Source organism: Chryseobacterium sp. MYb7 (assembly GCF_002979455.1).
Taxonomy (GTDB): domain Bacteria; phylum Bacteroidota; class Bacteroidia; order Flavobacteriales; family Weeksellaceae; genus Chryseobacterium.
Map to the genome: position 1 here is coordinate 1 of NZ_PCOU01000024.1, position 23,167 is coordinate 23,167.

Genomic DNA, 23,167 nt, shown 5'->3' on the forward strand with positions numbered 1-23,167 from the left:
CTGGATCGGATTCAATTATTTAGCTTTTATTGTTATTGCTTGTAAAAAATTCATAAAAAGAAAGTCAAGATGAGTTCATAGAAAATAACCGCCCGATCAAATTAATTATTATGTTTTTGTATTTTTATTATGAAAAGAAGTCTAATAACTCTTTTCCATCATTTGTAAATCGAACAAAGCATGGGGACTTCAATTTCTACATTCTGTAATAAATTGAACTAACTTGAAAAATAAGGAAGCTTATCAAAAAGGCTGGTCTTCAAAATGAATTAGAATTTTTTACTAAATTTGCATTATTCAATTTACTGCTTTCCAGTTGGCACCCAACTTAATTTCGAAGCATAGCTCTTATTTTTTGCTATATTTTTTTATTACTAATAATCTTCAATAGGTATTAGCAAATTTATATTAATAGCAATTGTCTGTAAAATAAAATAAGGCAAATCATAAATGATTGATAAGAATTCATTTGAAGTTTATAATTGTAATAATTAGAAGACTAAAAACATACAAGCACTTAATAATTAGAACATTAAGTAAATGTATTAATAATTAATCGAAAAATTATGAGTAATATGAAATTTAGAAATCGAGAAATCTCAACGTTAAAAGAAGAACTGTATATAAAATATCATACTCTTATGGCAACAATTCTCTTCGCCTTTGCACTTATACATTTATTAATAATAAAGGACATAATCATGGGTTATTACTGTTTAGCAGGTATGATCTTTGTACTCATTATGATATCTATTTTTAAATTTCCTATACATTTATTTAGTTTAGAAAAATTAGTTTTCAGCTATCTTATTACTGCACCAATCTACGCATTTTTCGTAACCTTTTATTTTTGGAAAGTTTCAATTGTTAATTTATGCTGGTTTGTACCAATTCCTCTAGGAGCCTATATTTTTCTTGGGAAAAAGTACGGCTTATTTTTTTCTTGTTACAGCCTTTCAATTGCTTCAGTAACATTTTTAACTACTCATTTATTTACATTTCAATTTCAATCAAATATTTTAGCAAATGAAAGCATATATCGTTGTACAGATTTTTTAGTATTTGGCTGTAATATTTCAATTGTTTATTTATTCGTTCACCATAAAGATAAGATTAGAGATCAAGAACTTTTCTCAACTATAGAAAAGCGTGCAAAAATTACTCTCCCCAACACATTAGATGAAGAAGAAATATCATATGCTAAGTTATTATTTATAGAAATAGAAAATGAGATGATTAATAATAGACATTTTATTAATCCAAAGTTTAGTATTTCTCAGCTTACTGCTCTAATGGGAAAAAAGAGCAGTCAAACATCAAAAGCAATAAGATTACATGGCTATTCGAACTTCAACGCCTATATAAACTCACATAGAATTAACTATGCAAAAGAACTGATTGAAAAAAATAATCTTGAAAAAGTAACCCTAATGTATATCTACACCGAATCAGGATTTGCTAATCAATCAACTTTTAATAAAGCATTCAAAAACTTTACAGGAATGACACCCAGTGAGTATTTACTAAATTTAAATAAATAGCATAGGTAACTTTCCCTCCTAATTCTTCCCATAAAAATATTCACGGTCTACAAAAATTACAAATTTTTTTGAATGTGAGATTCGGTTTGCCAAAAACAGACTTATTATTTTTTCTATAACGACATCCAAGTTTCCATAGATTTTTAGCCAAAAGAACTATGTCTTTTGTTCTTTATAGCTTGTATATTTTTCTACTCTGTTCTTTTGTTAAAAACATCCATAGACAAAAGTTATAAAGTTGATTGCTAAAGTATCTTAAGATCAATCAATTCTAATTTTGACTTATAAGATTAGTATTATGAAAAAAGAAAAAATCCTATTACCCACTTTAACAAATACCGGAGGACAATAATGATAGCTTTAATTTTAATAATATAAGCATTTGAAATTAAATAATTTATTCTTCACAAGCTCTCCAGATCGCATCATTCTGCGGGACAGGAGCTATAATTTCAATATTTTCTTTGGTTACCGGATGAATAAACTCCAGTTTTCTTGCATGAAGATTGATTCCTCCATCAGGATTGGAACGTGGTGCTCCATATTTCAGATCTCCTTTGATGGGAATTCCTGTTTTGGACAATTGTGCTCTGATCTGATGGTGTCTACCGGTTTCAAGATCAATTTCAAGAAGTAGGTAATTATCCAGAGTCTTGATAACATTATAAGTCAAAATCGCTTCTTTTGCTCCTTCCGTAGCTTTTGGAAAAACAATGGCTTTATTATTCTTTTCGTTTTTCTTTAAATAATGAACCAGCCTCTGACTTTGTGGGATCATTTCTTTCCCTACAACTGCCCAATACGTCTTCTTCACTTCACGATTTTTCACCATCTGGGTGAGACGGGAAAGAGCTTTGGACGTTTTTGCGTAGATCACAAGCCCGGATGTAGGACGGTCTATACGATGAACCAAGCCGAGAAAAACATTTCCCGGCTTAGCATCTCTTATTTTTATAAAATTCTTGATGGATTCTAATAGTGATTCATCTCCGGTTTTGTCACCTTGTACAAGCTGCCCCACCTTTTTATTAATCACCAGAAGATGGTTGTCTTCATATATAATCTGCTCCTTCATACTTCTTCAGCCTATCTTCTTCTATTGGATAATGACAGAATAATCCCCGCCAAAAGACCTGCTGTTTTAATATTTGAAAGTTTTGAATCTTCCGGAATGAATGCTCCGAATACACAGATTGCAGCAGCAGCGTACATTGCATAGACAAAGTTCTTATTCGTAAGCAGCGGAGCCTGAATAAAGAAGCTTGCTCCTATCAGCACATAAAAAACTTTTCTTGAAAGTAAATGATTGATTTCCGGAGAAAATAGATTAAACCATCCTACAGCAAGACAAATCAAAGCTGCGATAGATAATATTCCCTGGATTGATTGTTGATTCTGCATGGATTAATAGCTTTCGTTTTCATTTGGAAACTCTACACTTTTCACATCTTTTACGTATTGAGCAACAGCTCCTGTAATTTCTGTATAAAGATCAAGATATCTTCTTAAGAATTTCGGGCTGAAACCTTTGTTCATTCCTACCATATCGTGATACACCAAAACCTGTCCGTCACAATCTGAACCTGCTCCGATTCCGATGGTAGGGATAGAAATACTTTCAGTTACTTTCTTCGCTAATTCTGCCGGAATTTTTTCCAAAACAATGGAGAAACATCCTAACTCTTCTAAAAGTTGTGCATCAGCGATTAGTTTTTCAGCTTCTGCTTCTTCTTTAGCTCTTACTTTATACGTTCCGAATTTATAAATAGACTGTGGTGTTAATCCCAAATGTCCCATTACCGGAATTCCAGCATTGATGATCTTTTTGATAGACTTGGAAATCTCTTTTCCACCTTCAATTTTCACAGCGTGTGCCCCACCTTCCTTCATCATTCTTACCGCAGACTCCAGTGCTTTTTCAGGATTACTCTGATAAGTTCCGAAAGGTAAATCTGCTACCACCAAAGCTCTGTCGGTTCCTCTTACCACACTTTGAGCATGATAGATCATTTGATCCAGCGTAATCGGCAAGGTGGTTTCAAAACCTGCCATTACATTTGCTGCAGAGTCTCCAATCAAAATAGCATCTACTCCGCCTGCGTCTACCATTTTCGCTGTAGTAAAATCATAGGCTGTAAGCATGGTTATTTTTTCCTTGTCGAATTTCATTTTACGCAAGGTTTCAGTCGTAACTTTTTTAATTTCAGAGTGAACAGACATAATTTATCTATTTTTAAAAGTTAAAAAGTCGGCCTTCAGCCGACTTAAGTTTTGTATGATTTTATAAAACTACGTGACCGAGTTTCATGAGTTTGTCGTGATTTAAGATCTTGATATTTCTTCCGTCTACTTCAATCAGGCTATCCTGTTTGAATTCTGAGATCAGACGGATGGCACTTTCTGTAGCGGTACCGATAATATTGGCAATTTCTTCTCTCGTTAATGAGATCTTGATAAAACCTTCAGGATCTACACCCAGCTTCTGTTCCAAAAGCAACAGAATTTCTGCCAGCCTTTCTCTTACTGTCTTCTGAGCAAGGAAAGTAATGGTATTGGAAGATTCTCCTAATTCGTATGAGATTTTCTGAAGCATTACGAAAGACAGCTGTGGATCTACTTCCAAAAGATACATAAAGATATCTGCTGGTAAGAACACACATTCAATATCTGTCATTGCTTCTGCTTTGGCCTGGAAATTTTCCCCGCAAAGCAAAGAACGATAGCCGATGATATCCCCCTCTTTGATAAATCTTAAAATCTGATCTTTCCCGAACGCTCCTGATTTCGAAAGTTTAGCAGCCCCTTTTTCCAGAACAAAAACTCCTTTTGGAGTTTCGCCATCCTCGAAAATGGTATCGTGCTTCTGAAAACTCAGTTTCTTTTTGCCATTAATGTACTTCTCAAAATCTGCGCTAGAAAGTCTTTCTTTAAATGATTTATCATTAAAAACTCTGGCGAACCTCTCTTCAATTGCTATCTGTTGTTCCTGCGGCATTTTATATGATATTTATCACAAAAATAGAACTTTTTAACGCGATAAACAAAAAAATTTGTTATAATTTTGTAGTTCAATATTTTATGGGGGTGAGCGAGAACTGTTTTCATTGTGGTCAAGGGATAGAAAAAGAGAGAATTTTATTTGATGAAAAAACTTTCTGCTGTAACGGATGTAAGTCTGTTTACGAGATTCTAAATTTAAATCATTTAGGCAACTTCTATGAGCTTAATAAAGGAGCGGGAATTCGTCCAAATGATGAAAATTCTTCACAATTTGACTACTTGGACACACCGGAAATTTTTGAAAAAGTTACGGATTTTTCTGAAGGAAACACCAGTCTTGTTACATTCAAAATCCCTGTAATCCATTGTTCTTCATGCATCTGGCTATTGGAAAGCCTTCACACATTAAACAAGCACATTAAATATTCGCAGGTTAATTTCACAAGGAAGACCTTACAGATTTCATTCAATCATAATGACATGAAATTGAGCGAACTAGCTAAATTTTTAACCAACCTAGGATACAAACCGGTTATCAGCCTTGAAACTGCTGACAAAAATGAAGATCATCTTGACAAATCTTTATTAGTGAAATTTGCCATCGCTGCTTTTGCATTTGGTAACGGAATGTTCCTTGCCTTTCCTGAATATATCGGAGGGGAAGATTATTGGATGGAACATTACAGAGGTTTATTCAGAACCTTGATATTCCTTTTGGCAACGCCTGTTGTATTTTATTCTGCTTCTGATTATTATAAATCTGCTTGGTACGGTTTAAAAAATAAGATCGTCAACATCGATGTTCCGATTGTCTTAGGAATTTTTGTTCTTTACGGAAGAAGCATCTACGAAGTGGTAACAGATTATGGTCCAGGATATTTCGACACCCTTTGCGGACTTTTATTCTTTATGCTCCTCGGCAAAATTTTCCAGAAAAGAACATACAATGCTCTTTCCTATGACAGGGATTACAAATCTTTCTATCCGATTGCCGTAACGAAAGTAGATTTCGAAGGAAAACAGAATAATATTCTTCTTTCAGAGGTAAAAGTAGGAGACCGAATTTTGGTTAGAAACCAGGAAATCATTCCGGTAGACGCTATCCTGATCAACGGAGAAGGAAATATAGACAACAGTTTCATCACGGGAGAAAGTGAAAGTATCAGCAAACAGCCTGGTGATAAAATTTTCGCAGGAGGAAAACAGGTAGGATCTTCATTAGAGCTTGAAGTGATTAAAAACGTAGATCAAAGTTATTTAACTCAGCTTTGGAATAAAGAAGCATTTAAAAAACACGAAACAGGTCTTGATACACTTACAAATAACGTCAGCAAATATTTCACATTCATTATTTTAGGCATCGCCTTAGTCGCAGGAACGTATTGGTATTTTATTGATTTAAAAATTATGTTCCAGGTTATTTCTGCGATTCTGATTATTGCATGTCCTTGTGCACTTGCCTTGTCTGCACCGTTCACTTTTGGTCACATTATGAGGATTTTAGGCCGAAATAAGTTCTATGTAAAAGATACTTTAACGATTGAAAAAATCGCGAAGCTTGATACCATTGTTTTTGATAAAACGGGAACCATTACCCACAGAAAAAAATCAAATATCAAATACGAAGGATCTGAGATCAACGAATTTGATTCTCTGAACATTAAGACCTTATTAAAGAACTCAAACCATCCGCTTTCAAAATCATTATATGAATTCATTGAAGTCAATGATGATTATTTCCCGGTAGAAAATTTCGTCGAAATTTCCGGAAAAGGATATGAAGCCAGCGTAAGAGGAAACATTTATAAAATTGGTTCTGCACGTTATAACAACCAGGAGCCTAAAAATCTCGAAACAGCAGTTTATATCAGCAAAAATGGAGAATATTTAGGAAAATTTATTTTCAAAAATGAATACCGTCCGAAGCTGAGAGAACTTTTTACAAAACTCACCAACTACAAAATATTTATACTGAGCGGAGATAATTCCTCAGAAGAGAACCAGCTTAAAGAGCTTATTCCTAACTACAAAGGAATGGCCTTTAACCAGAGCCCGGAAGATAAACTGAACTACATCAAAACCCTTCAGGATCAGCACATGAAAGTAGCAATGCTTGGAGATGGTCTTAATGACGCAGGAGCTTTAAAACAAAGTAATGTTGGAATTGCGATTGCTGATGACACAAACAGTTTTACCCCATCTTCCGATGTCATTATGAATGGAGATAAAGTGGTTACCCTGGACAATTATCTGAACGTTTGTAAAGGCTCTATTACCATTGTGAAAATGACATTTATAATCAGTTTTCTGTACAATATTGTTGGTTTAAGTTACGCTGTTACTGGGCATATGCACCCGCTCTTCGCTGCAATCATCATGCCAATCAGTTCCATCACGGTGGTTACCTTTACGACACTTTCAACCTGGATATTAGGCCGGAAACATTTCAAAAAACAGGTGTAGAAGCCCTTATTTAGACTGATTTTAAATTAGCTGAAATTGGCATTTCGTGATGAATGTCATTATTTTTCACTAAATTTGAACCCCGAAAATAGGTTAATTTTGTTGTCCAATGGATATTCTATATTTAATGATCCTCTGCAGTGTTTCTTTAGCTGCGATTTTCTTGGTCGTATTTATAGTGTATGCCCGAAAAGGACAGTTTGAAGATGATGAATCTCCGGCTGTCAGAATCCTTTTTGATGATGAAAAAATCAAAGAAAATGATGAACAAGGCAACAAAGATAAAGACGAGAAAGAAATAGGAGAAAATAATAAAAATTGAGAAAAATAGTGAATAGTTGATATGGAAACACAGAAGTTTAGTTATGACAATAGTATTGTCCGTGCGTTCCTTTATGCGACCTTAGTTTTCGGTCTCATTGGATTTACGTTCGGGCTTACGGCGGCATTAATGCTTTTCTACCCTGAATTACCTGAATTCTTTTTCGGGACGGATGACACAACCATTAAGAGTTTGGCATCGGGTAACATTCAAGGTTTAATAAACACTCATGGTGCATTTGGTTTTGGTAGAATCAGAATGCTGCACACCAACACCGTAATCTTTGCATTCGTTTGTAACATCGTTTACACGGGTATTTATTACTCATTACAGAGATTATTAAAAACAAGAATGTACAGTGACACCTTGTCTTGGTTACATTTCTGGACTTGGCAGTTTATGATTGTTGCTACGTTCGTTACGTTCTTTATGGGAATCAATACCTCTAAGGAATATGCTGAACACGAGTGGCCGATCGACATATTGATCGCATTCTCATGGATCATTTTTGGTATCAATATGTTCCTGACTATTTCTAAGAGAAGAGTGAGACACCTTTATGTAGCGATTTGGTTCTACATTGGTACTTGGATTGCAGTAGCAATGCTTCACATCTTCAACAACCTTGAAGTACCTTTATCTTTCACAGGCTGGAAATCTTATTCAGCATATGCAGGGGTAAAAGATGCTATTGTACAGTGGTGGTATGGACACAATGCGGTTGCATTCGTATTGACGACTCCGGTTCTAGGTTTAATGTATTACTTCCTTCCGAAGGCTGCAGACAGACCGGTATTCTCTTATAAATTATCCATTATTCACTTCTGGTCATTAATTTTCGTATATATCTGGGCTGGTCCTCACCACCTTCAGTATACAGCTCTTCCAGCTTGGGCTCAGGCGGTAGGAACAGGATTCTCTATCATGCTTATTGCACCATCTTGGGGAGGTATGTTAAATGGTCTTCTTACACTAAGAGGAGCTTGGGATAAAGTAAGAGAAAATCCTATCCTTAAGTTCTTCGTAGTAGCTGTTACTTGTTATGGTATGGCAACGTTTGAAGGTCCGCTTTTGGCAACTAAAAACATCAACAAAATTGGTCACTTTACAGACTGGGTTATCGGTCACGTACACTTAGGAGCTCTTGGATGGAATGGTTTCATGGCATTCGGGGTTATCTATTATCTGGTACCAATCATGTGGAGAACAAAAATCTGGTCTGTAAAATTAGCTAACTGGCATTTCTGGTTAGGTACTTTAGGAATCATTTTCTATGCAGTTCCAATGTATATTTCAGGATTTACACAAGGATTAATGTGGAAGCAATTCAACCCGGACGGAACCTTATTATGGAAAAACTGGCTGGATACTGTAACGGCAATTATTCCTTACTTCAAAATGAGATTCGTAGGAGGTTTATTCTATATCTCAGGATCTATCCTAATGATTGTAAACGTAATTGCTACAGTAAGAAAAGGATCATTCCAGAAAGAAGTTCCTGCTGAAGCTCCAGCGTTGGCAAACATCAGTAAAAACAGAAAAGAAGGAGAAGGCACTCACCTTTGGCTGGAAAGAACTCCGGTATTATTAGGTATTTTATCTTTCTTCACAATATCTATTGGTAGTTCAATTGAAATCATCCCTACACTATCCCTTAAGAAAAGTGTACCTACGATTTCTGCAGTGAAGCCTTATTCACCGCTTGAACTTGAAGGTAGAGATATTTATATCCGTGAAGGATGTAACGCTTGTCACTCTCAGATGATCAGACCGTTCAGAGATGAGATTACAAGATTCAACGGTAAAAACGGACAATACTCCAAAGCTGGAGAATTCGTATACGACAGACCATTTCTATGGGGTTCTAAGAGAACAGGACCGGATTTACATAGAGAAGGTGGTAAAAACCCAAGTTCTTGGCACTACAAACACATGTATAACCCAAGATCTACTTCTGCAGGTTCTATCATGCCTCGTTACCCTTGGTTAATTGCTACTGACTTAGACAGAACTAAGATGGTAGACAAAATGAAGCTGATGAAGAATGTATTCGATGTACCTTATACTAAGGCTCAAATCGACTCTGCAGACAAATGGGCTAATAACCAATCGGCAAAAATTGTAAAAGATATCTTCTCTGAAGCAAATGACCTTAAAGTGGCTTATGCTAAGAGACCTCAGGGAGAACTAGAGAAAAAAGAAATTGTAGCTCTTATTTCTTATCTTCAGAGATTAGGTACAGATATCAAAACAACTGAAATCAAAACAGCAAGTAATAACTAAACATTAAAAGGTTCATATGATTCCTCAGAACTTTAAAGATATATTATCCAATACAGAAAACGCTGGTTTCTACCAGACGCTGGCTCTGATTTTCTTTATGCTGTTCTTCATAGCTTTAGTAATCTATGTTTTTAGCAGGCCTAAGAAATATTACAAAGAAGAAGAAGAAGCACCACTTGGGGATGATGAGGATGACGATTTTAATTTAAAAAATTAAACTATTTTTTATGAAACAAAGAACACCTGTTGTCGTAAACATCTTAATAATAATTGGGCTTTTAATAGTTTTTTATTATTTGTTTGTACAGAGCTACGCGTTCCTAGCTTCGCCTTACTTCTGGGGAACTGTTGTAATCGCTGGTATCCTTGCCTATATTCATAGTGCTATTGGAGACCTTATTGAGAACAACAAGTTCAAAAAATTATCTCCGGAAGAGAAAGCAGCTTATTTGGCTGAAAAGAAGGTTCCTTTCTTAAGAAGAATGTATGATGCAGCCTTCAAAAAGCAATCTGAAACTGAAGAAAAAGACATCCTTATTGACCACGGTTTCGACGGAATCATGGAGCTGGATAACCAATTACCAAAATGGTGGGTAGGTTTATTCTATTTTGGGACTGCTTTTTGTATTGTATATATCGCAGCATACTCTTTCACAGACTTCGCTCACCCGTTAAGCGAATATGAAAAAGAATATAAAGAACAGTTAGCTAGTATTGAAGAATACCAGAAATCTCAGCCTCCTGTAACTATTGAAACAGCTAAGTATTCAGCGGATAATATTGCGGAAGGTAAAGAATTATTCAAAACAAACTGTGCATCTTGTCACAAAGAAGACGGTAGTGGAGGTATCGGACCAAACCTTACTGATAACTACTGGATCAACCAGCCTGAGAAAACGTTATTCAAAAACGTATTCCATATGGACTGGAATGGTTCTCCTACTAACCCTGCCATGAGAGCATTCGGTAAAAACGGAGAAGTTTCAGGTGCAGAGATTGAGAAGATTGCAGCGTATGTATATCACATCAATCAGGAACAACCACCAGTGACTCAAGCTCAAGGAGGAGCAGCTCCTCAAGGAACTGAAGCACATTGGGAAAAAGAATAATTTAAAAAATTAGAAACATATGAAAAAAACATAATTTGTTATTAGATTAAAATAGTAACGAATTATGTTTTTTCTTTTTTAAAACCTATTACATATGTCAGACATAGAAGAAATAGAAGTACGCGGCGGACAGGGACAGGTTCTGGACCCTGAGACTTACAGAGATTCTATAGGGACAATGGAGCAATCCGGAAAGAGAAGATGGGTATTTCCAAGAAAACCTAAAGGGAAGTACACCAACTATAGAAACATTGTAAGTTATCTATTATTAATTATTTATTTTACCTTACCATTCATCAAAATCAATGGTAACCCATTATTATTATTCAATGTCATAGACAGGGAGTTTTTCATTTTTGGACAGCCTTTCTATCCACAGGATTTTTTTATCCTTACTTTAGGTGCTATCGCCTCTTTAATCTTTATTATTGTTTTTACGATTGCGTTCGGAAGAATTTTCTGCGGGTGGATTTGCCCTCAGACAATTTTTATGGAATCTATCTTCCGTAAAATCGAATATCTGATTGAAGGTGACCGAAATAAGCAGATGAAGCTGGACAGACAGGAGTGGAACAGCGAGAAGATTTGGAAGAGAAGCTTGAAATGGACTGTTTATGTTGTTATTTCATTGATCATCACTCACTTCATGTTTATGTATATTGTAGGCTATGAAGAGGTATTTAAAATTGTAGGTGAAGGGCCATTTACACACCCTACCAATTTTATTGTAATGATCCTTCTTGCAGCTGCATTCTATTTTGTATTTGCCTGGTTCAGAGAACAGGTTTGTACATTGGTATGTCCTTACGGAAGACTGCAGGGAGTATTGATTGACAAAGATACCATCAACGTTTTCTACGATTTTAAAAGAGGTGAAAACAGATCAAAATGGAGAAAAGGTGAAGACCGTAAAGCAGCTGGAAAAGGAGATTGTATCGACTGCCAGCAGTGTGTAGTGGTATGTCCTACCGGAATTGACATCAGAGACGGACAGCAGTTGGAATGTATCAACTGTACAGCATGTATTGATGCCTGTGATGAAGTCATGGAAAAAGTAGGCCTTCCAAAAGGGTTGGTTCGATATGCTTCTGAGAACGAAATTGAGCAGCAGACTCAGTTCAAGTTTACCGGAAGAATGAAAGGATTCTCCATATTCTTATTACTTTTAGTTGGATTCCTGGGGTATCTATTATACAGCCGCGGTGAGATGGAAGCTAAATTCATCAAACCGGCAGGGAGCACATTCTTTGTAAGAGATGGTAAAATTACCAATACTTATAATTATACTTTCCTTAATAAAACGAACGACAAAAAAATCGTTACCATCAAAGTAATGGAGCCGGCACATGGTGAGATTACTTATAGTGCATCAAGTAAGATTCAGGTGGATAGAGATAAAATTTCAAAAGGAACAATCAATATCAGCTTCCCGGAAGATGAAATGAAACTGTCTAAACAGAATATCACGATTGGTGTTTATGATATGAAGGGTAAATTGATTGATTCTTATCAGACTTATTTTGAAGGACCATTTAAACTGCAATTTTAATTAGAAAAAAATGAAGAACTTTAGTTGGGGACACGGTGTTGTAATTGCATTACTTGCATTCATAGTTTTTATATTATCCATGATGTTTCTTTTCCCGAACGGTCAGAAGAACTCTGAAATGGTAACGGATAATTATTATGAAGAGGAGTTGAAATATCAGGATGTCATTGATGCAAAGAAAAAAGCAGATGACTTACAGGAAAAACCTGTATACAGCCAGGATACCAAAGGAATTAAAATTACTTTTCCAAAAGAATATAACAACTCAAATACTACGGTAAAATTTGTTTTAAACAGAACCGACGACCAGAATTTAGATATCAAAAAATCTGTACAGCTTGATGCCAGCCAGTCTTTCACAATACCAGCACAGGTATTGAAAGTAGGAAACTACACATTAAGATTAAGTTGGACAAAAGATAAAACAGACTATCGAATGGATTATGACGTGATATGGAAATAGGACTTATTGTATCGGCTATTGCTTTAGGCTTTGCTTCCGGTTTTCACTGTATCGGAATGTGCGGCCCAATTGCCTTGTCGATGGGATTGACCAAAAAACAGGCCGCTAACTTCTATCTTCAGAATCTTACCTATCAATTCGGAAGAATATTCACCTATTCATTATTGGGTGCGCTTCTTGGAATTATCGGGCAGGGATTTGAAATGGCAGGCTTTCAGAAATATCTTACTATAACAGCAGGAGTTCTTCTGATTATCATGGCTGTATTTTCATTTGGAGGAAAAGATTTTGCTTCAAAAATACCTTTCCTTTCCAAATTTTTATACTCTGTCAAATTAAATTTAGGAAAACTTCTTCAGAAAGCAGATTACCGTTCAAGATTCTCCACTGGAGTTCTTAACGGCTTTTTACCGTGTGGAATGGTTTACATGGCTCTTACCGCAAGCCTCGCAGGAGGTGGAATATGGCAGGGAGCTTTATATATGGCTTTATTTGGCCTTGGAACCCTTCCGTTCATGTTTGCTATCGTTTTAGCCGGAAACCTCATGAATCAGGCCTTCCGGGTCAAGATTCTAAAAGCAGTTCCCGTTATCATGATTATTTTGGGAGGATTATTCATTCTAAGAGGTCTTGAACTGGGAATTCCCTATGTTTCTCCGAAAGCAGAAGCGATGACGATTGTTAAAGATCAGAACGGGGCTGTTAACTGTCATTAATTTGTATGTAAATAAACCATGAAGAAAATCTTTGTTTTATTCCTGATAAGCCTTTTTATACTGCAATCCTGCAGTGTGAATTCTGAAATTGTCTATCATAAAGATTCCGCCTCTACTTCCGTTACGGATATTGATACAAGAGAGTTTATGTCTGAAATGATAGCGATGACTCCGGATTCATTAAAGCAAAAGGAATTTGGAGAAATGGATAAACTTCCAACCACATGGACAAGTATGTATGATCTTTCCAAAAAGGAAGGAAAATTAAAAACTGAAAATCCGGACTCCATCAGAATCATGAAAAAAATCTTCATGAAATCTACGAAAGAAGATAATAAGCTCGCAGGATTTTCTTTTAAAATGGAACATTTTAAACCGGAAGATTATCTGATTCTGAAAAGTTTTACAAAAACTGAAAAAATTCCTCTGGATCAGAATATTTATAATAATTGGGATGGAAAAACCCTCACAATCGATACAGGAAACTTTAATCTTAAAAACATTGAAGAATCAATCCGCTCTAAAACCTCGAAGGAAGAATCTGAAAAAATAGCTGGTATGATGGCAATGTTTTTTAAAAAGATTGGTACCACTTTAAGGTTTGAGAAACCCATACAATCCATTTCAGGGAAACATGACTGGGTGAAGCAGATTGATAACCATTCGATAAGAATAGATTACGATTTGAAAGCCATTTATGATAAAGATACTCAACTGAAAAACGCAGATAAAAAGATTATCATCGTGACAGAATAAAGCAAAACCCACTGAAAATTCAGTGGGCTTTTATTTTGACCTAAACTTCTGATCGTTTAGTTAATTACATCAAATCTTGCATATTCTGCAATCTTTTTTGGAAGCTTAATTCCTTCTGCTGTCTGGTTGTTTTCAAGCAATGCAGCCATAATTCTTGGTAACGCCATTGCCGATCCGTTTAAGGTATGAACCAACTGAGATTTACCATCTCCTTTGTAACGGCACTTCAGTCTGTTTGCCTGGAACGTTTCAAAGTTAGACACAGAGCTTACTTCTAACCACATTTCCTGAGCAGCACTCCATACTTCAAAGTCATACGTCATGGCTGATGCAAAACCAGTATCACCACCACAAAGTCTCAATACTCTGAACGGAAGTTCAAGGTCTGTAAGGATTTCTTTGATGTGCTCTACCATTTCTTCCAAAACAGCATAAGAGTTCTCTGGTTTTTCAATTCTTACAATCTCCACTTTTTCAAACTGGTGAAGACGGTTTAATCCTCTTACGTGAGCTCCGTAACTTCCGGCTTCTCTTCTGTAGCACTGAGAGAATGCCGTATTTTTGATCGGAAGATCTTTTTCCTCAAGCAATACATCACGATAAAGGTTCGTTACAGGCACTTCTGCTGTAGGAATCAGGTATAATTTATCTTCATTGATATAATACATCTGTCCCTCTTTATCTGGCAGCTGTCCGGTTCCAAAACCAGATGCCTCATTCACAACGTGAGGAGGATTCACTTCTGTATAGCCTTTTTCCACATTTTTATCTAAGAAATACTGAACCAAAGCTCTTTGTAATCTTGCACCTTTCCCTAAATAAACAGGGAAACCTGCACCGGCAATTTTTACGCCTAATTCAAAATCAATTAAGTTGTATTTTTTTGCCAGTTCCCAGTGAGGAATAGCTCCTTCACCAAGACCTTCTACCGGATGAGACTGAAAAATCATTTCATTATCATCAGCAGAAGCTCCGCTTTTTACTAATTCATTGGGAATGTTCGGAAGCTGGTACAGAATATTCAGTAAGTCATTTTCTTTAACTTCTAACTGGGATTTCAATTCTGAACTCGACTCTTTGTATTGTGCTGTTTTAGATTTTGCAGATTCCGCTTCTTCTTTTTTCCCTTCTTTCATCAATAGTCCGATTTCTTTCGAAATTTTATTGATTTCGGCAAGCTGGGAATCTAGTTCAAACTGGATTCTTTTTCTTTCGTCGTCGGCAGCGATAGCCTCGTCTACCAACTCAAGATTTTTGAATTGTCTTTTCTTAAGACCTTCTAAAACGCGTTCTTTATCGTCGCGCAAAAAATTGACTTGTAACATTTTATTTAGATGTTAAATATTAGATGTTTAGCTCATAATAAGCTAACAGTTGTACAAATTTAAAAATTATTTTGTGATCGTAACAGTATTTGTGGAAGTTGGTGCATTAGCATTTTTTGAAAACACTTCGTTTCCATCATACAATACCTTTGAAACCTGAAATGCTGTAGGAGTATTACGATACTGAACTTCCAGCAATCCTGTTACGTTATCATTTGCATTGGTGCTTTTTGTAAACGTAATCAGCATTCTGGAATATAGAGATGTTCCTGTACCTGGTTGATCCGGGCTGATAGAATCCAGTCTTCTTCTTTTGGCACCTGCTATATATTCCATATAATATAATGATTCCGGAGACTGTTTTAAAGGAATACTTACCGGAGCAATATCTTTTGTTCCAAAGACATCATTCACGGAAAATCCGGTGTAAGATCCTGTGAGTTTATTATTCAGAAGATCCTGACCAGCATTGTTCTTCATATAAATATTAAGCACCTGATCCACTCTCTGCAAAGAATCATCGTCACTTTTACAACTTACCAGTGCAAAAACCGCAACAAATATGCTCCAAAAATATTTCATCATAGCTACAAAGGTAAAATATTAATCATTAGGCTGCTTCTTTATTTATCAAAATATTTCTGATACCATAGCTCAAAAGTAACCAGCTGCCATATTTTCACCCAATCGTATTCATGTTCCTGATGATTCCACCACTCATCAATTACTACAGCATTGAAAAAATTTCTCTTTTTTAAACTTTCAAGAGTTTCAGCTATAAATTCTCTTACCCTTTTTTCATTTTTAATGAAATAATTGACAGGAAATGAAAATCCTTTTTTAGGCATATTCAAAACTTCCTGAGGAAGATATTTTTCAGCTGTTTTCCGCAATAAAGGTTTATTCTGAATTCCATTAAACCTAATATTCTCCGGAAGTGCCGATACATAATCTATCAGACTGTTACTCAGGTAAGGATAACGAAATTCCACACTGCATTTCATTGCACTCAGATCATCCCGGAAAACATGGTGGGAAGACAGAGAATATTTCATATCGTATTCAAAATATCCTGAATAATTTTTTGTTTCCGAAACATGATATTTTGAAAGATTTACATCAATTTTATTATAAATATCAGGCTGGACAAGAGTTTTAACTTCCACAGGCATCATATTGACCTGGCTTTGCCTGAAAAAATCAAACATACTATCTTGGGAGAAATAATTTTTTACCCGTTGGGAAAATTTATCCCTAGTGAAAATAAAGGGTTTTATAAAATTAAAATTTTTCATCAGAAGCCATCTATTCAGCTTCAATGTATGGGAATAGCCTGCGAAGAGCTCATCTGCACCGTTTCCGCTTAATACGACTTTAAAATTTCGGTCATGTGCATATTTTGCAGCATTGATCAGAACTTCAAAGCTGCTGTAAGGTTCTTCAAAATGCTGGATATTTTCCTTAAGCTGCTCCAGAGCTTCTTCGTCACTTACGTTTTTTATCTCATGAGAAACTCCAAAATGCCTGGCAGCAAGAGAAGCATTCTTCACTTCTTCCTCAGAAAACGGATAAGATATTGTGTATGTATTAATATTGGCATTAAAAGGCTTTGATTTTGAAGCAATTAAGGTAGAATCTATTCCTCCACTCATCATAACAGCGACAGGAACATCTGCGTATAATTGTTCTGAAATACTTTCGGAAAGCAGCTCATCTATTCTTCTTACCGCTTCTTCTTCAGAAATATTTTTCTCAGACCATGAAGGCAGCTCCCAAAATTTTTCTTTGGTAATTTTCTGATCTTTTAAATCAACAGTCATAAAGGAAGCAGGTTCCAGGGAAAAAATATGCTGAAAACAGGTTTGAGGGGCAAGTGTTGTCTGAAAAAGAAAATTGGTATAGACTCCATCCCAGTTGATTTCAGCTTTTACAAATTCATTTTTTAGCAATGCTTTTATTTCTGAGGCCCAAACCAACCCCTCCTTGCTCTGATGGTAAAAAAGAGGCTTCATTCCTACTCTATCTCTTGCCAGTATAAGTTTCTGGCTGGAGAGATCAACAATACAGATGGCAAACATTCCATCCAGCTTTGCAAAGGCTGAGTTTCCCCACTCCTGATAAGCTTTGAGAATAACTTCAGTATCAGAAGTACTGTGGAAAGAATGACCTAAATATTCAAGTTCTTTCTTTAATTTTTTAAAATTATAAATCTCTCCGTTAAAGGTGATAATAATTTGCTCATTCTCCGAAAGCATGGGCTGATGTCCTTTTTCAGATAAATCAATGATTGATAATCTACGGAAGCCTAAAGCAATCTCAGAATTACGGTCCTGTAAAACCGGAAACTGTTCTTTAATTTTTTGTGTAGAATCATTCCCGGAAAAGGAAACTCCCTGATTCACATTGTATAGCCAGAAACCTTCATCATCCGGTCCACGATGTTTAATCGACTGATTCATTTCCAGAATATTTGTTGAGGAAATACTTTTATGAAATGAATAATAGCCACTGATTCCGCACATAGTAAAGACTTAATAGATTTGTAAAAATAGGGAAATGTCTTTATTTTCCGTCCATGTATGGAGTAATTATTTCTTCAAAAATTTTTCTTTTAAAAGCTGTATTTCTTCTTTTGAAACCATATAGTCTTTCAAACTGAATGGTGTAGAACTAAAAAACTTTCTGAACAATAGAAAAGCTGAAACCAAATAGGATGATGTAGTAGCGATACAAGCCCCCAAAATTCCCCATCTGGGTATTGCAATGAAGGAAAATACAACTGTTACAACCAATCCGACAATTGATTTTACATTAAGAATTTTGAGTTCTCTCATTCCAGAAAAGTAGTGCCCCACCATATCACTTACAGCAATGGCAAAAATTCCCGGTGATAAAAGGAGCATAATTTCTTTGGTATTTCTGAATTCTTTCCCAAAAATTATTTCATAAACCTGAGATGGTATGATAATGATTCCCAAAACGAAACCTATCATCAGAAAAAAAGTCAGTTTTAAAGATTCTTTGGTTTTCTCTATAGATTCTTCTTTGCTTTTACTGTTGACTACATCTGAGTATAGAATGACAGCAATACTGCGCGTAATCGTCCATATAGCTTCCGAAAAAGTGACCCCGATAGAAAAGATTCCAACGCTGGCAATGCCTTCAAAATATTCCAAGAAATAAAATGAAAGCCTGTAATTCAGAAACTGTACAAAAGCGCTCAGCTGGGTTTTCCAGCCGTACTCAAACATATTCCTAGCCACCTCTTTACAGAATGAAATTTCGGAAATAGTACATTTTTTAATGATCTGAAAAAAGCTGGTAAGGAAGAGAAGCGCCAGACATGCAATCTGTGCAAGGAAATATACTGAAACATCTTTCTTTCCGAAGAGATATACTAATATTCCTATAAAGATAATATGTACTAACTGCTGTAAAACCGTATAAACATTAAACTTTCTAATATCCTGTGTCCCAATAAACAAACTGATATTGGTAGATAGTAATGAGGAAAAAACAGAGATTCCGATAAGATAAAATAAATATTCACTCTGAATAGATGCCAGACTGAATAAAAACGGGATCAAGAGCCCTGTCAGGAGAGACCACAGATAGGCATACAACAAAACTTTCTCTATTTTAAATCTTGATGCAAAATAAGAGGCACTGCTTCCGGAAAAGATACTGCTGAAAAAGCTCACTGCTGCCGCGTTGGCAACCACAATCGAAATGGTTCCTTTTCCCTCACTTCCCCACATATTCGTAGAATAAATCACCAATCCGAAACTTAGGATCAAAATAAGAAAACGTGAGACAAATGTTTTAATGATAGTAAACTGCATAGTGATTATTTAATCTATAGATCTTTTTACAAAATCAATAAAAGCGGTTTTTATGACATTCCAATTATATTTTTCTTTAAATTCTTTTCGGGCATTAAGCGCATGAGAATGGTATAACTCCGGATTCCTGATATAATTGATGACAATTTTGGAAATATTTTCCACATTATTAGGATCTACCAGACTTCCAAATGAAAGTTTCTTCATATGCTTCCGGATACCCTTCAGATTTGAATAAATCACCGGTTTTCCTGCTCCCATAAAGTAAAACAGTTTTATGGGCAGAGAATGGTTATTTTCAAAGTTAATTTCACGAAGATCGAAACATAGATCTGCGTCTGCAAATGCTTCTGTAAACCGCTCAAAACGGGTTGGTTTTCTGATCTCAATATCATCAAAAGAATATTTCTTCAATAACGATGAAAAATAGAGTTCATCACTTTCCTGTACAGTTGATCCGATAATCAAAATCCTGATATGAATTGCAGGCAGTTTCTGGCGAAGTTTATCTATTGCATTGAAGAAATTTTCAATTCCTTTATCTTTAGAAATCTGACCTGTGTAACAGAGTGTTATTGTATTGGGTTCAAGTTCCTTGATGCTTTCTTTGATATACGCCGAATCTGGATAATAAGGAAGAATCATCTGTTTTTTAAATCCGAAAAAATAAGCTAATGGAAATTTTTTAGTCGTTTCTCCAAAAATAAAATGAGTGCTCAAAAAGCCAGCATACAACTGAATAAGAGAAAACTTTACGGCTTGAAAAATTTTAGCAGGAAAACGATAATTCTGAAGCATTGACATGGAAGGATACCACTCCGTAACATCATAAATACAACTTACCTTATTTTCTTTTACAAATTTCTTTGAAGCCACTACTGCCAGCGGTTCGGAACAGATAATGATCCGGGGTTGAAAACTGTCACAGACCTTCCGGAAGGTCTCCATTTTATTCTCAATGCTTTCTTCCAGAATACCATAAGATTCTATTTCAATTCCATCAATAGTACCTTTATAATCAGCGTACAAACTGCATATTTTCACTTCATACCCATTATCTCTAAGAGTTTTCGCCTGATGATAAAAAATCCGGTCATCATTATAGCTGTGGGATGTCGTTAAAAAAAGTACTTTAGGCATTGATTTTTACTCGAATCTACACAAAGATACATTAAAACAAAAAAGTGAGAAACACATTCTCACTTTATGATTATTCGGCTGCATAAGCTACACAGCGATTATTTTACTGAAGCTGCCCAACTCTTCTCCAAAGGAAGAAGGAAGTGGCTTAAAAAGTCCAGATACGTATTTTTTGAGAAGTCAAAAACCTGGATATCGTTTGAAAGTTCCCCGCTTCTTAACTTCGTTTTAAAATCTATCAGTTTCAGAGTCTTTACTTCACCATTTTCAACAAAACTCGCTTTCATTCTGTCAAAAAGCCCCAATTGATATTCTTCATCAATCTCTCTCATAATCTTTCCTAAAGCATCAATGCTGCATCCTGAAGCCATTTCTTTTTCTTCATCTACACATACTACGATGAACTGATTCTTTTCAATTTTAAATGAAGAAGAAAGAGGTTTTCCGTGAGCAGCCCATGTAGCAAGGAAATCAAAAAGTTTTTCGGTAATGGCTTTTGCTTCTTTTGTTTCAAAAGGTCTTGAAGCCGGGTATATAATGACTCTGTAGTCGTTGGTTTCTACAATATTAGATTCTTCGATTTTCATAATGTAAATATTTATTTATCAAAGGTTTAAATAGCATCCCTCAAATCTCATTATAAAAAAGTATGATTTGAATAATGATTTTAAATCCTTATCATCTTAAGTGCAAAATTACGCAATTTTCTCGAGTTTAAGATCATTGTATTTTTTGCTCAAAACATAAAGCATCATCATGAAAAGTGGAAAAATAAACGGGAAGAAAAATCTTAATGCTGCCGACTGTGGAAAGAAAAAGAATTTGATATACACATTCACCAGGAAAAGAACTGAAATCATTCTTACCCATGCATCTTTAGAACGCCAGAAAATAACGCCAATCATGATGGCTACAGATAAAGTTACTTTTTTAAAGTAAATAATTTTGATGTAAATAATACTCAGATACTGCTTTAAACTAACGTCTATAGGATGATTCGAAATAAAAGGTCTCCTATCAATGAAAGTATCATAAAAGACATCTTTCCATCCCGGATAATGATAATATTTAATGATTACCAGATACATTATTAAAATTGCTGTTCCCTGGGCAATGAAAGAAATGTCAATCTTTTTTTCTTTAAAATAATGAAAAAAGAAAACAGCTATAATATACGTCAGGGTGAAAGTAATATAATCTGGCCGTATAAAAGTAATAGCGAACAGAAGCACAAACATTGCCCATTTATCCCAATTTTTTATTAAACCGATGATAAAGATCAGCATAAACTGAAAAATGAACATATCTGGTGTAGAAACCCTGGACATATACGTCATTGGCGGCAATAGCATTGCAGCGATCGTTATTATTATGGCAAGCCAGTATTTCTTCGGAAACAAGAGTTTTAGAATATAAAATAATAATAATCCCGAAAAAAAGTAAGATATAAGACTGGTAAACAGAACTGCCATTGGCGCAGTAAACCCAAGCTTATAAAAAAGTGTTATGACAAGAATATACCCTACTTTGATCTGAAAATAGGGTAATTGTTCTGTAAAAGACTGTGTATTTTTCACGAAATACTGCCTTGGAATATCCCATTGCTTTATTCCGATGATGTCTGTATAATGAGCTTCAGGAGCCTCTTTTTTTATATCCTCATAGGTAATGATTCGGACTTTATCCGGTGAATCCGGAAACTCGGAAGTATACATGCTTCCCATATAGCCCGGCATATCCCAATCATATACTCTGTTTTGATAATTCCAGAATGTAAGAAGTGAAAGTATCGAAATTATCAACAAAAAGGAGAGTCTCCATTTCAACTTCATAAACCTTTATAAGATTTCAATTATAAGTCTTCTGCTTCAGCAAGAAGTTCAACGATATCTTTTACGGCTACTTCAGTATTTTTGTTAAAGTGTTTTACACCATCCGTCATCATGGTATTACAGAAAGGGCATCCGGTAGCAATTACTTTAGGCTCAAAAGACAAAGCTTCTTCCGTTCTTTCAATATTGATGTCTTTATTTCCTTTTTCAGGTTCTTTAAACATCTGTGCACCTCCTGCTCCACAGCAAAGACCTTTGGTTTTGCAACGCTTCATTTCTACAAGCTCTGCATCCAGCTTCTCTAATAATAGTCTTGGAGCTTCATATTCGTCATTGGCACGGCCTAAATAACATGGATCATGGAACGTAATCTTTTTTCCTTTGAATGCTCCGCCTTCTATTTTCAATCTTCCTTCTTCCATCAAAGTTTTAAGGAACTGAGTGTGGTGTACTACATCAAAGTGCCCACCTAAGCTTGGATATTCATTTTTCAGGGTATTGAAACAGTGTGGACAAGCCGTTACGATTTTCTTTACTTCGTAAGCATTCAGGACTTCAATATTCGTAAGCGCCATCATCTGGAATACGAATTCATTTCCGGCTCTTTTTGCAGGATCTCCGGTACAGCTTTCTTCCTGTCCTAAAACGGCAAATTCAACTCCTATTTTATTTAATATTTTGCAAAATGCTTTTGTAATTTTTTTAGCACGGTCATCAAAACTTCCCGCACATCCAACCCAAAATAAAACTTCCGGGGCTTTTCCTTCGGCAGCATATTCTGCCATTGTTTTTATATTGAAATCCATTTCTTTTTCAATTTGAAAAT

23 protein-coding genes are annotated in these 23,167 nt (G+C 35.4%); 10 read left to right on the top strand and 13 right to left on the bottom strand.

From position 1 onward, the window contains the following. Positions 1-575 precede the first annotated feature (575 nt). Complete coding sequence (locus tag CQ046_RS17265; RefSeq protein ID WP_165790544.1) at positions 576-1,541, top strand: helix-turn-helix domain-containing protein; 966 nt, start codon at positions 576-578, stop codon at positions 1,539-1,541. A gap of 40 nt (positions 1,542-1,581) precedes the next feature. Here the strand turns inward: CQ046_RS17265 and CQ046_RS24065 are convergent, their stop codons facing one another. The 5 genes from CQ046_RS24065 to CQ046_RS17290 all read right to left on the bottom strand — a co-directional run bounded on the left by CQ046_RS24065 (position 1,582) and on the right by CQ046_RS17290 (position 4,536). Beyond that, the gene (locus CQ046_RS24065; protein ID WP_410493690.1) at positions 1,582-1,692 is read right to left on the bottom strand and encodes a hypothetical protein; all 111 of its coding nucleotides are present in this window, start codon (positions 1,690-1,692) and stop codon (positions 1,582-1,584) included. 246 nt (positions 1,693-1,938) lie between these two features. After that, a complete protein-coding gene (locus tag CQ046_RS17275) occupies positions 1,939-2,616 on the bottom strand; it encodes an RluA family pseudouridine synthase (RefSeq protein WP_077419486.1) in 678 nt (225 codons plus the stop codon). An 11-nt stretch (positions 2,617-2,627) separates the two neighbouring features. Next, entirely contained in the window at positions 2,628-2,942 is a 315-nt protein-coding gene (locus CQ046_RS17280) for a hypothetical protein (protein ID WP_105703475.1), read from the bottom strand. Positions 2,943-2,945: 3 nt separating this feature from the next. Continuing rightward, positions 2,946-3,761 carry a 3-methyl-2-oxobutanoate hydroxymethyltransferase gene (panB, locus tag CQ046_RS17285; RefSeq protein WP_047377336.1) on the bottom strand — a complete coding sequence of 272 codons (816 nt, stop codon included), beginning with the start codon at positions 3,759-3,761 and terminating at the stop codon, positions 2,946-2,948. A 61-nt stretch (positions 3,762-3,822) separates the two neighbouring features. Next, a complete protein-coding gene (locus CQ046_RS17290; protein ID WP_034692595.1) occupies positions 3,823-4,536 on the bottom strand; it encodes a Crp/Fnr family transcriptional regulator in 714 nt (237 codons plus the stop codon). Between the two features lie 89 nt (positions 4,537-4,625). Between CQ046_RS17290 and CQ046_RS17295 the strand changes: the two genes are divergently transcribed. The 9 genes from CQ046_RS17295 to CQ046_RS17335 all read left to right on the top strand — a co-directional run bounded on the left by CQ046_RS17295 (position 4,626) and on the right by CQ046_RS17335 (position 14,202). Continuing rightward, complete coding sequence (locus CQ046_RS17295; RefSeq protein WP_105703540.1) at positions 4,626-7,004, top strand: heavy metal translocating P-type ATPase; 2,379 nt, start codon at positions 4,626-4,628, stop codon at positions 7,002-7,004. 109 nt (positions 7,005-7,113) lie between these two features. Then, positions 7,114-7,326 carry a cbb3-type cytochrome oxidase assembly protein CcoS gene (gene ccoS, locus CQ046_RS17300; protein WP_105703476.1) on the top strand — a complete coding sequence of 71 codons (213 nt, stop codon included), beginning with the start codon at positions 7,114-7,116 and terminating at the stop codon, positions 7,324-7,326. A gap of 21 nt (positions 7,327-7,347) precedes the next feature. Continuing rightward, on the top strand, positions 7,348-9,609 hold the full coding sequence (ccoN, locus tag CQ046_RS17305) for a cytochrome-c oxidase, cbb3-type subunit I (protein WP_105703477.1): 2,262 nt from the start codon (positions 7,348-7,350) through the stop codon (positions 9,607-9,609). 16 nt (positions 9,610-9,625) lie between these two features. Then, on the top strand, positions 9,626-9,826 hold the full coding sequence (locus CQ046_RS17310; RefSeq protein WP_002983870.1) for a cbb3-type cytochrome oxidase subunit 3: 201 nt from the start codon (positions 9,626-9,628) through the stop codon (positions 9,824-9,826). A 10-nt stretch (positions 9,827-9,836) separates the two neighbouring features. Further along, entirely contained in the window at positions 9,837-10,718 is an 882-nt protein-coding gene (locus tag CQ046_RS17315; protein ID WP_105703478.1) for a cbb3-type cytochrome c oxidase N-terminal domain-containing protein, read from the top strand. A gap of 94 nt (positions 10,719-10,812) precedes the next feature. Then, positions 10,813-12,267: a cytochrome c oxidase accessory protein CcoG gene (gene ccoG / locus CQ046_RS17320; protein WP_105703479.1), complete on the top strand. Its 1,455-nt coding sequence runs from the start codon at positions 10,813-10,815 to the stop codon at positions 12,265-12,267. A 10-nt stretch (positions 12,268-12,277) separates the two neighbouring features. Continuing rightward, positions 12,278-12,730, top strand: coding sequence for a FixH family protein (locus CQ046_RS17325; protein WP_105703480.1), 453 nt, complete (start codon positions 12,278-12,280; stop codon positions 12,728-12,730). After that, entirely contained in the window at positions 12,721-13,446 is a 726-nt protein-coding gene (locus CQ046_RS17330; RefSeq protein WP_105703481.1) for a sulfite exporter TauE/SafE family protein, read from the top strand. The genes CQ046_RS17325 and CQ046_RS17330 overlap by 10 nt, the downstream gene beginning before the upstream one ends. A gap of 18 nt (positions 13,447-13,464) precedes the next feature. Next, complete coding sequence (locus tag CQ046_RS17335; RefSeq protein ID WP_105703482.1) at positions 13,465-14,202, top strand: hypothetical protein; 738 nt, start codon at positions 13,465-13,467, stop codon at positions 14,200-14,202. Positions 14,203-14,258: 56 nt separating this feature from the next. Here CQ046_RS17335 and serS read toward each other — a convergent pair whose 3' ends face one another. The 8 genes from serS to CQ046_RS17375 all read right to left on the bottom strand — a co-directional run bounded on the left by serS (position 14,259) and on the right by CQ046_RS17375 (position 23,147). Further along, complete coding sequence (serS, locus tag CQ046_RS17340) at positions 14,259-15,527, bottom strand: serine--tRNA ligase (protein WP_105703483.1); 1,269 nt, start codon at positions 15,525-15,527, stop codon at positions 14,259-14,261. Between the two features lie 66 nt (positions 15,528-15,593). Then, complete coding sequence (locus CQ046_RS17345) at positions 15,594-16,112, bottom strand: hypothetical protein (RefSeq protein ID WP_105703484.1); 519 nt, start codon at positions 16,110-16,112, stop codon at positions 15,594-15,596. Between the two features lie 38 nt (positions 16,113-16,150). Next, positions 16,151-18,049: an asparagine synthase (glutamine-hydrolyzing) gene (gene asnB / locus CQ046_RS17350; RefSeq protein WP_105703485.1), complete on the bottom strand. Its 1,899-nt coding sequence runs from the start codon at positions 18,047-18,049 to the stop codon at positions 16,151-16,153. 66 nt (positions 18,050-18,115) lie between these two features. After that, complete coding sequence (locus CQ046_RS17355) at positions 18,116-19,369, bottom strand: polysaccharide biosynthesis C-terminal domain-containing protein (RefSeq protein WP_105703486.1); 1,254 nt, start codon at positions 19,367-19,369, stop codon at positions 18,116-18,118. 9 nt (positions 19,370-19,378) lie between these two features. Further along, complete coding sequence (locus tag CQ046_RS17360; RefSeq protein ID WP_105703487.1) at positions 19,379-20,509, bottom strand: glycosyltransferase; 1,131 nt, start codon at positions 20,507-20,509, stop codon at positions 19,379-19,381. A 98-nt stretch (positions 20,510-20,607) separates the two neighbouring features. Further along, a complete protein-coding gene (locus CQ046_RS17365) occupies positions 20,608-21,096 on the bottom strand; it encodes a hypothetical protein (RefSeq protein WP_105703488.1) in 489 nt (162 codons plus the stop codon). Positions 21,097-21,204: 108 nt separating this feature from the next. Then, positions 21,205-22,341, bottom strand: a complete 1,137-nt coding sequence (locus CQ046_RS17370) for a hypothetical protein (RefSeq protein ID WP_105703489.1) — start codon at positions 22,339-22,341, stop codon at positions 21,205-21,207. Between the two features lie 20 nt (positions 22,342-22,361). Next, complete coding sequence (locus CQ046_RS17375; RefSeq protein WP_105703490.1) at positions 22,362-23,147, bottom strand: (Fe-S)-binding protein; 786 nt, start codon at positions 23,145-23,147, stop codon at positions 22,362-22,364. Positions 23,148-23,167 lie beyond the last annotated feature (20 nt).

Bases quoted from the DNA above. Each gene is read 5' to 3' on its own strand.
- CQ046_RS17315 (WP_105703478.1), top strand. From the start codon at position 9,837: ATGAAACAAAGAACACCTGTTGTCGTAAACATCTTAATAATAATTGGG.
- serS (WP_105703483.1), bottom strand. From the start codon at position 15,527: ATGTTACAAGTCAATTTTTTGCGCGACGATAAAGAACGCGTTTTAGAA.
- ccoS (WP_105703476.1), top strand. From the start codon at position 7,114: ATGGATATTCTATATTTAATGATCCTCTGCAGTGTTTCTTTAGCTGCG.
- CQ046_RS17290 (WP_034692595.1), bottom strand. From the start codon at position 4,536: ATGCCGCAGGAACAACAGATAGCAATTGAAGAGAGGTTCGCCAGAGTT.
- panB (WP_047377336.1), bottom strand. From the start codon at position 3,761: ATGTCTGTTCACTCTGAAATTAAAAAAGTTACGACTGAAACCTTGCGT.
- asnB (WP_105703485.1), bottom strand. From the start codon at position 18,049: ATGTGCGGAATCAGTGGCTATTATTCATTTCATAAAAGTATTTCCTCA.
- CQ046_RS17345 (WP_105703484.1), bottom strand. From the start codon at position 16,112: ATGATGAAATATTTTTGGAGCATATTTGTTGCGGTTTTTGCACTGGTA.
- CQ046_RS17275 (WP_077419486.1), bottom strand. From the start codon at position 2,616: ATGAAGGAGCAGATTATATATGAAGACAACCATCTTCTGGTGATTAAT.
- ccoN (WP_105703477.1), top strand. From the start codon at position 7,348: ATGGAAACACAGAAGTTTAGTTATGACAATAGTATTGTCCGTGCGTTC.
- CQ046_RS17310 (WP_002983870.1), top strand. From the start codon at position 9,626: ATGATTCCTCAGAACTTTAAAGATATATTATCCAATACAGAAAACGCT.
- CQ046_RS17265 (WP_165790544.1), top strand. From the start codon at position 576: ATGAAATTTAGAAATCGAGAAATCTCAACGTTAAAAGAAGAACTGTAT.
- CQ046_RS17355 (WP_105703486.1), bottom strand. From the start codon at position 19,369: ATGCAGTTTACTATCATTAAAACATTTGTCTCACGTTTTCTTATTTTG.
- CQ046_RS17330 (WP_105703481.1), top strand. From the start codon at position 12,721: ATGGAAATAGGACTTATTGTATCGGCTATTGCTTTAGGCTTTGCTTCC.
- CQ046_RS17335 (WP_105703482.1), top strand. From the start codon at position 13,465: ATGAAGAAAATCTTTGTTTTATTCCTGATAAGCCTTTTTATACTGCAA.
- ccoG (WP_105703479.1), top strand. From the start codon at position 10,813: ATGTCAGACATAGAAGAAATAGAAGTACGCGGCGGACAGGGACAGGTT.
- CQ046_RS17365 (WP_105703488.1), bottom strand. From the start codon at position 21,096: ATGAAAATCGAAGAATCTAATATTGTAGAAACCAACGACTACAGAGTC.
- CQ046_RS17325 (WP_105703480.1), top strand. From the start codon at position 12,278: ATGAAGAACTTTAGTTGGGGACACGGTGTTGTAATTGCATTACTTGCA.
- CQ046_RS17375 (WP_105703490.1), bottom strand. From the start codon at position 23,147: ATGGATTTCAATATAAAAACAATGGCAGAATATGCTGCCGAAGGAAAA.
- CQ046_RS17360 (WP_105703487.1), bottom strand. From the start codon at position 20,509: ATGCCTAAAGTACTTTTTTTAACGACATCCCACAGCTATAATGATGAC.
- CQ046_RS17370 (WP_105703489.1), bottom strand. From the start codon at position 22,341: ATGAAGTTGAAATGGAGACTCTCCTTTTTGTTGATAATTTCGATACTT.
- CQ046_RS17280 (WP_105703475.1), bottom strand. From the start codon at position 2,942: ATGCAGAATCAACAATCAATCCAGGGAATATTATCTATCGCAGCTTTG.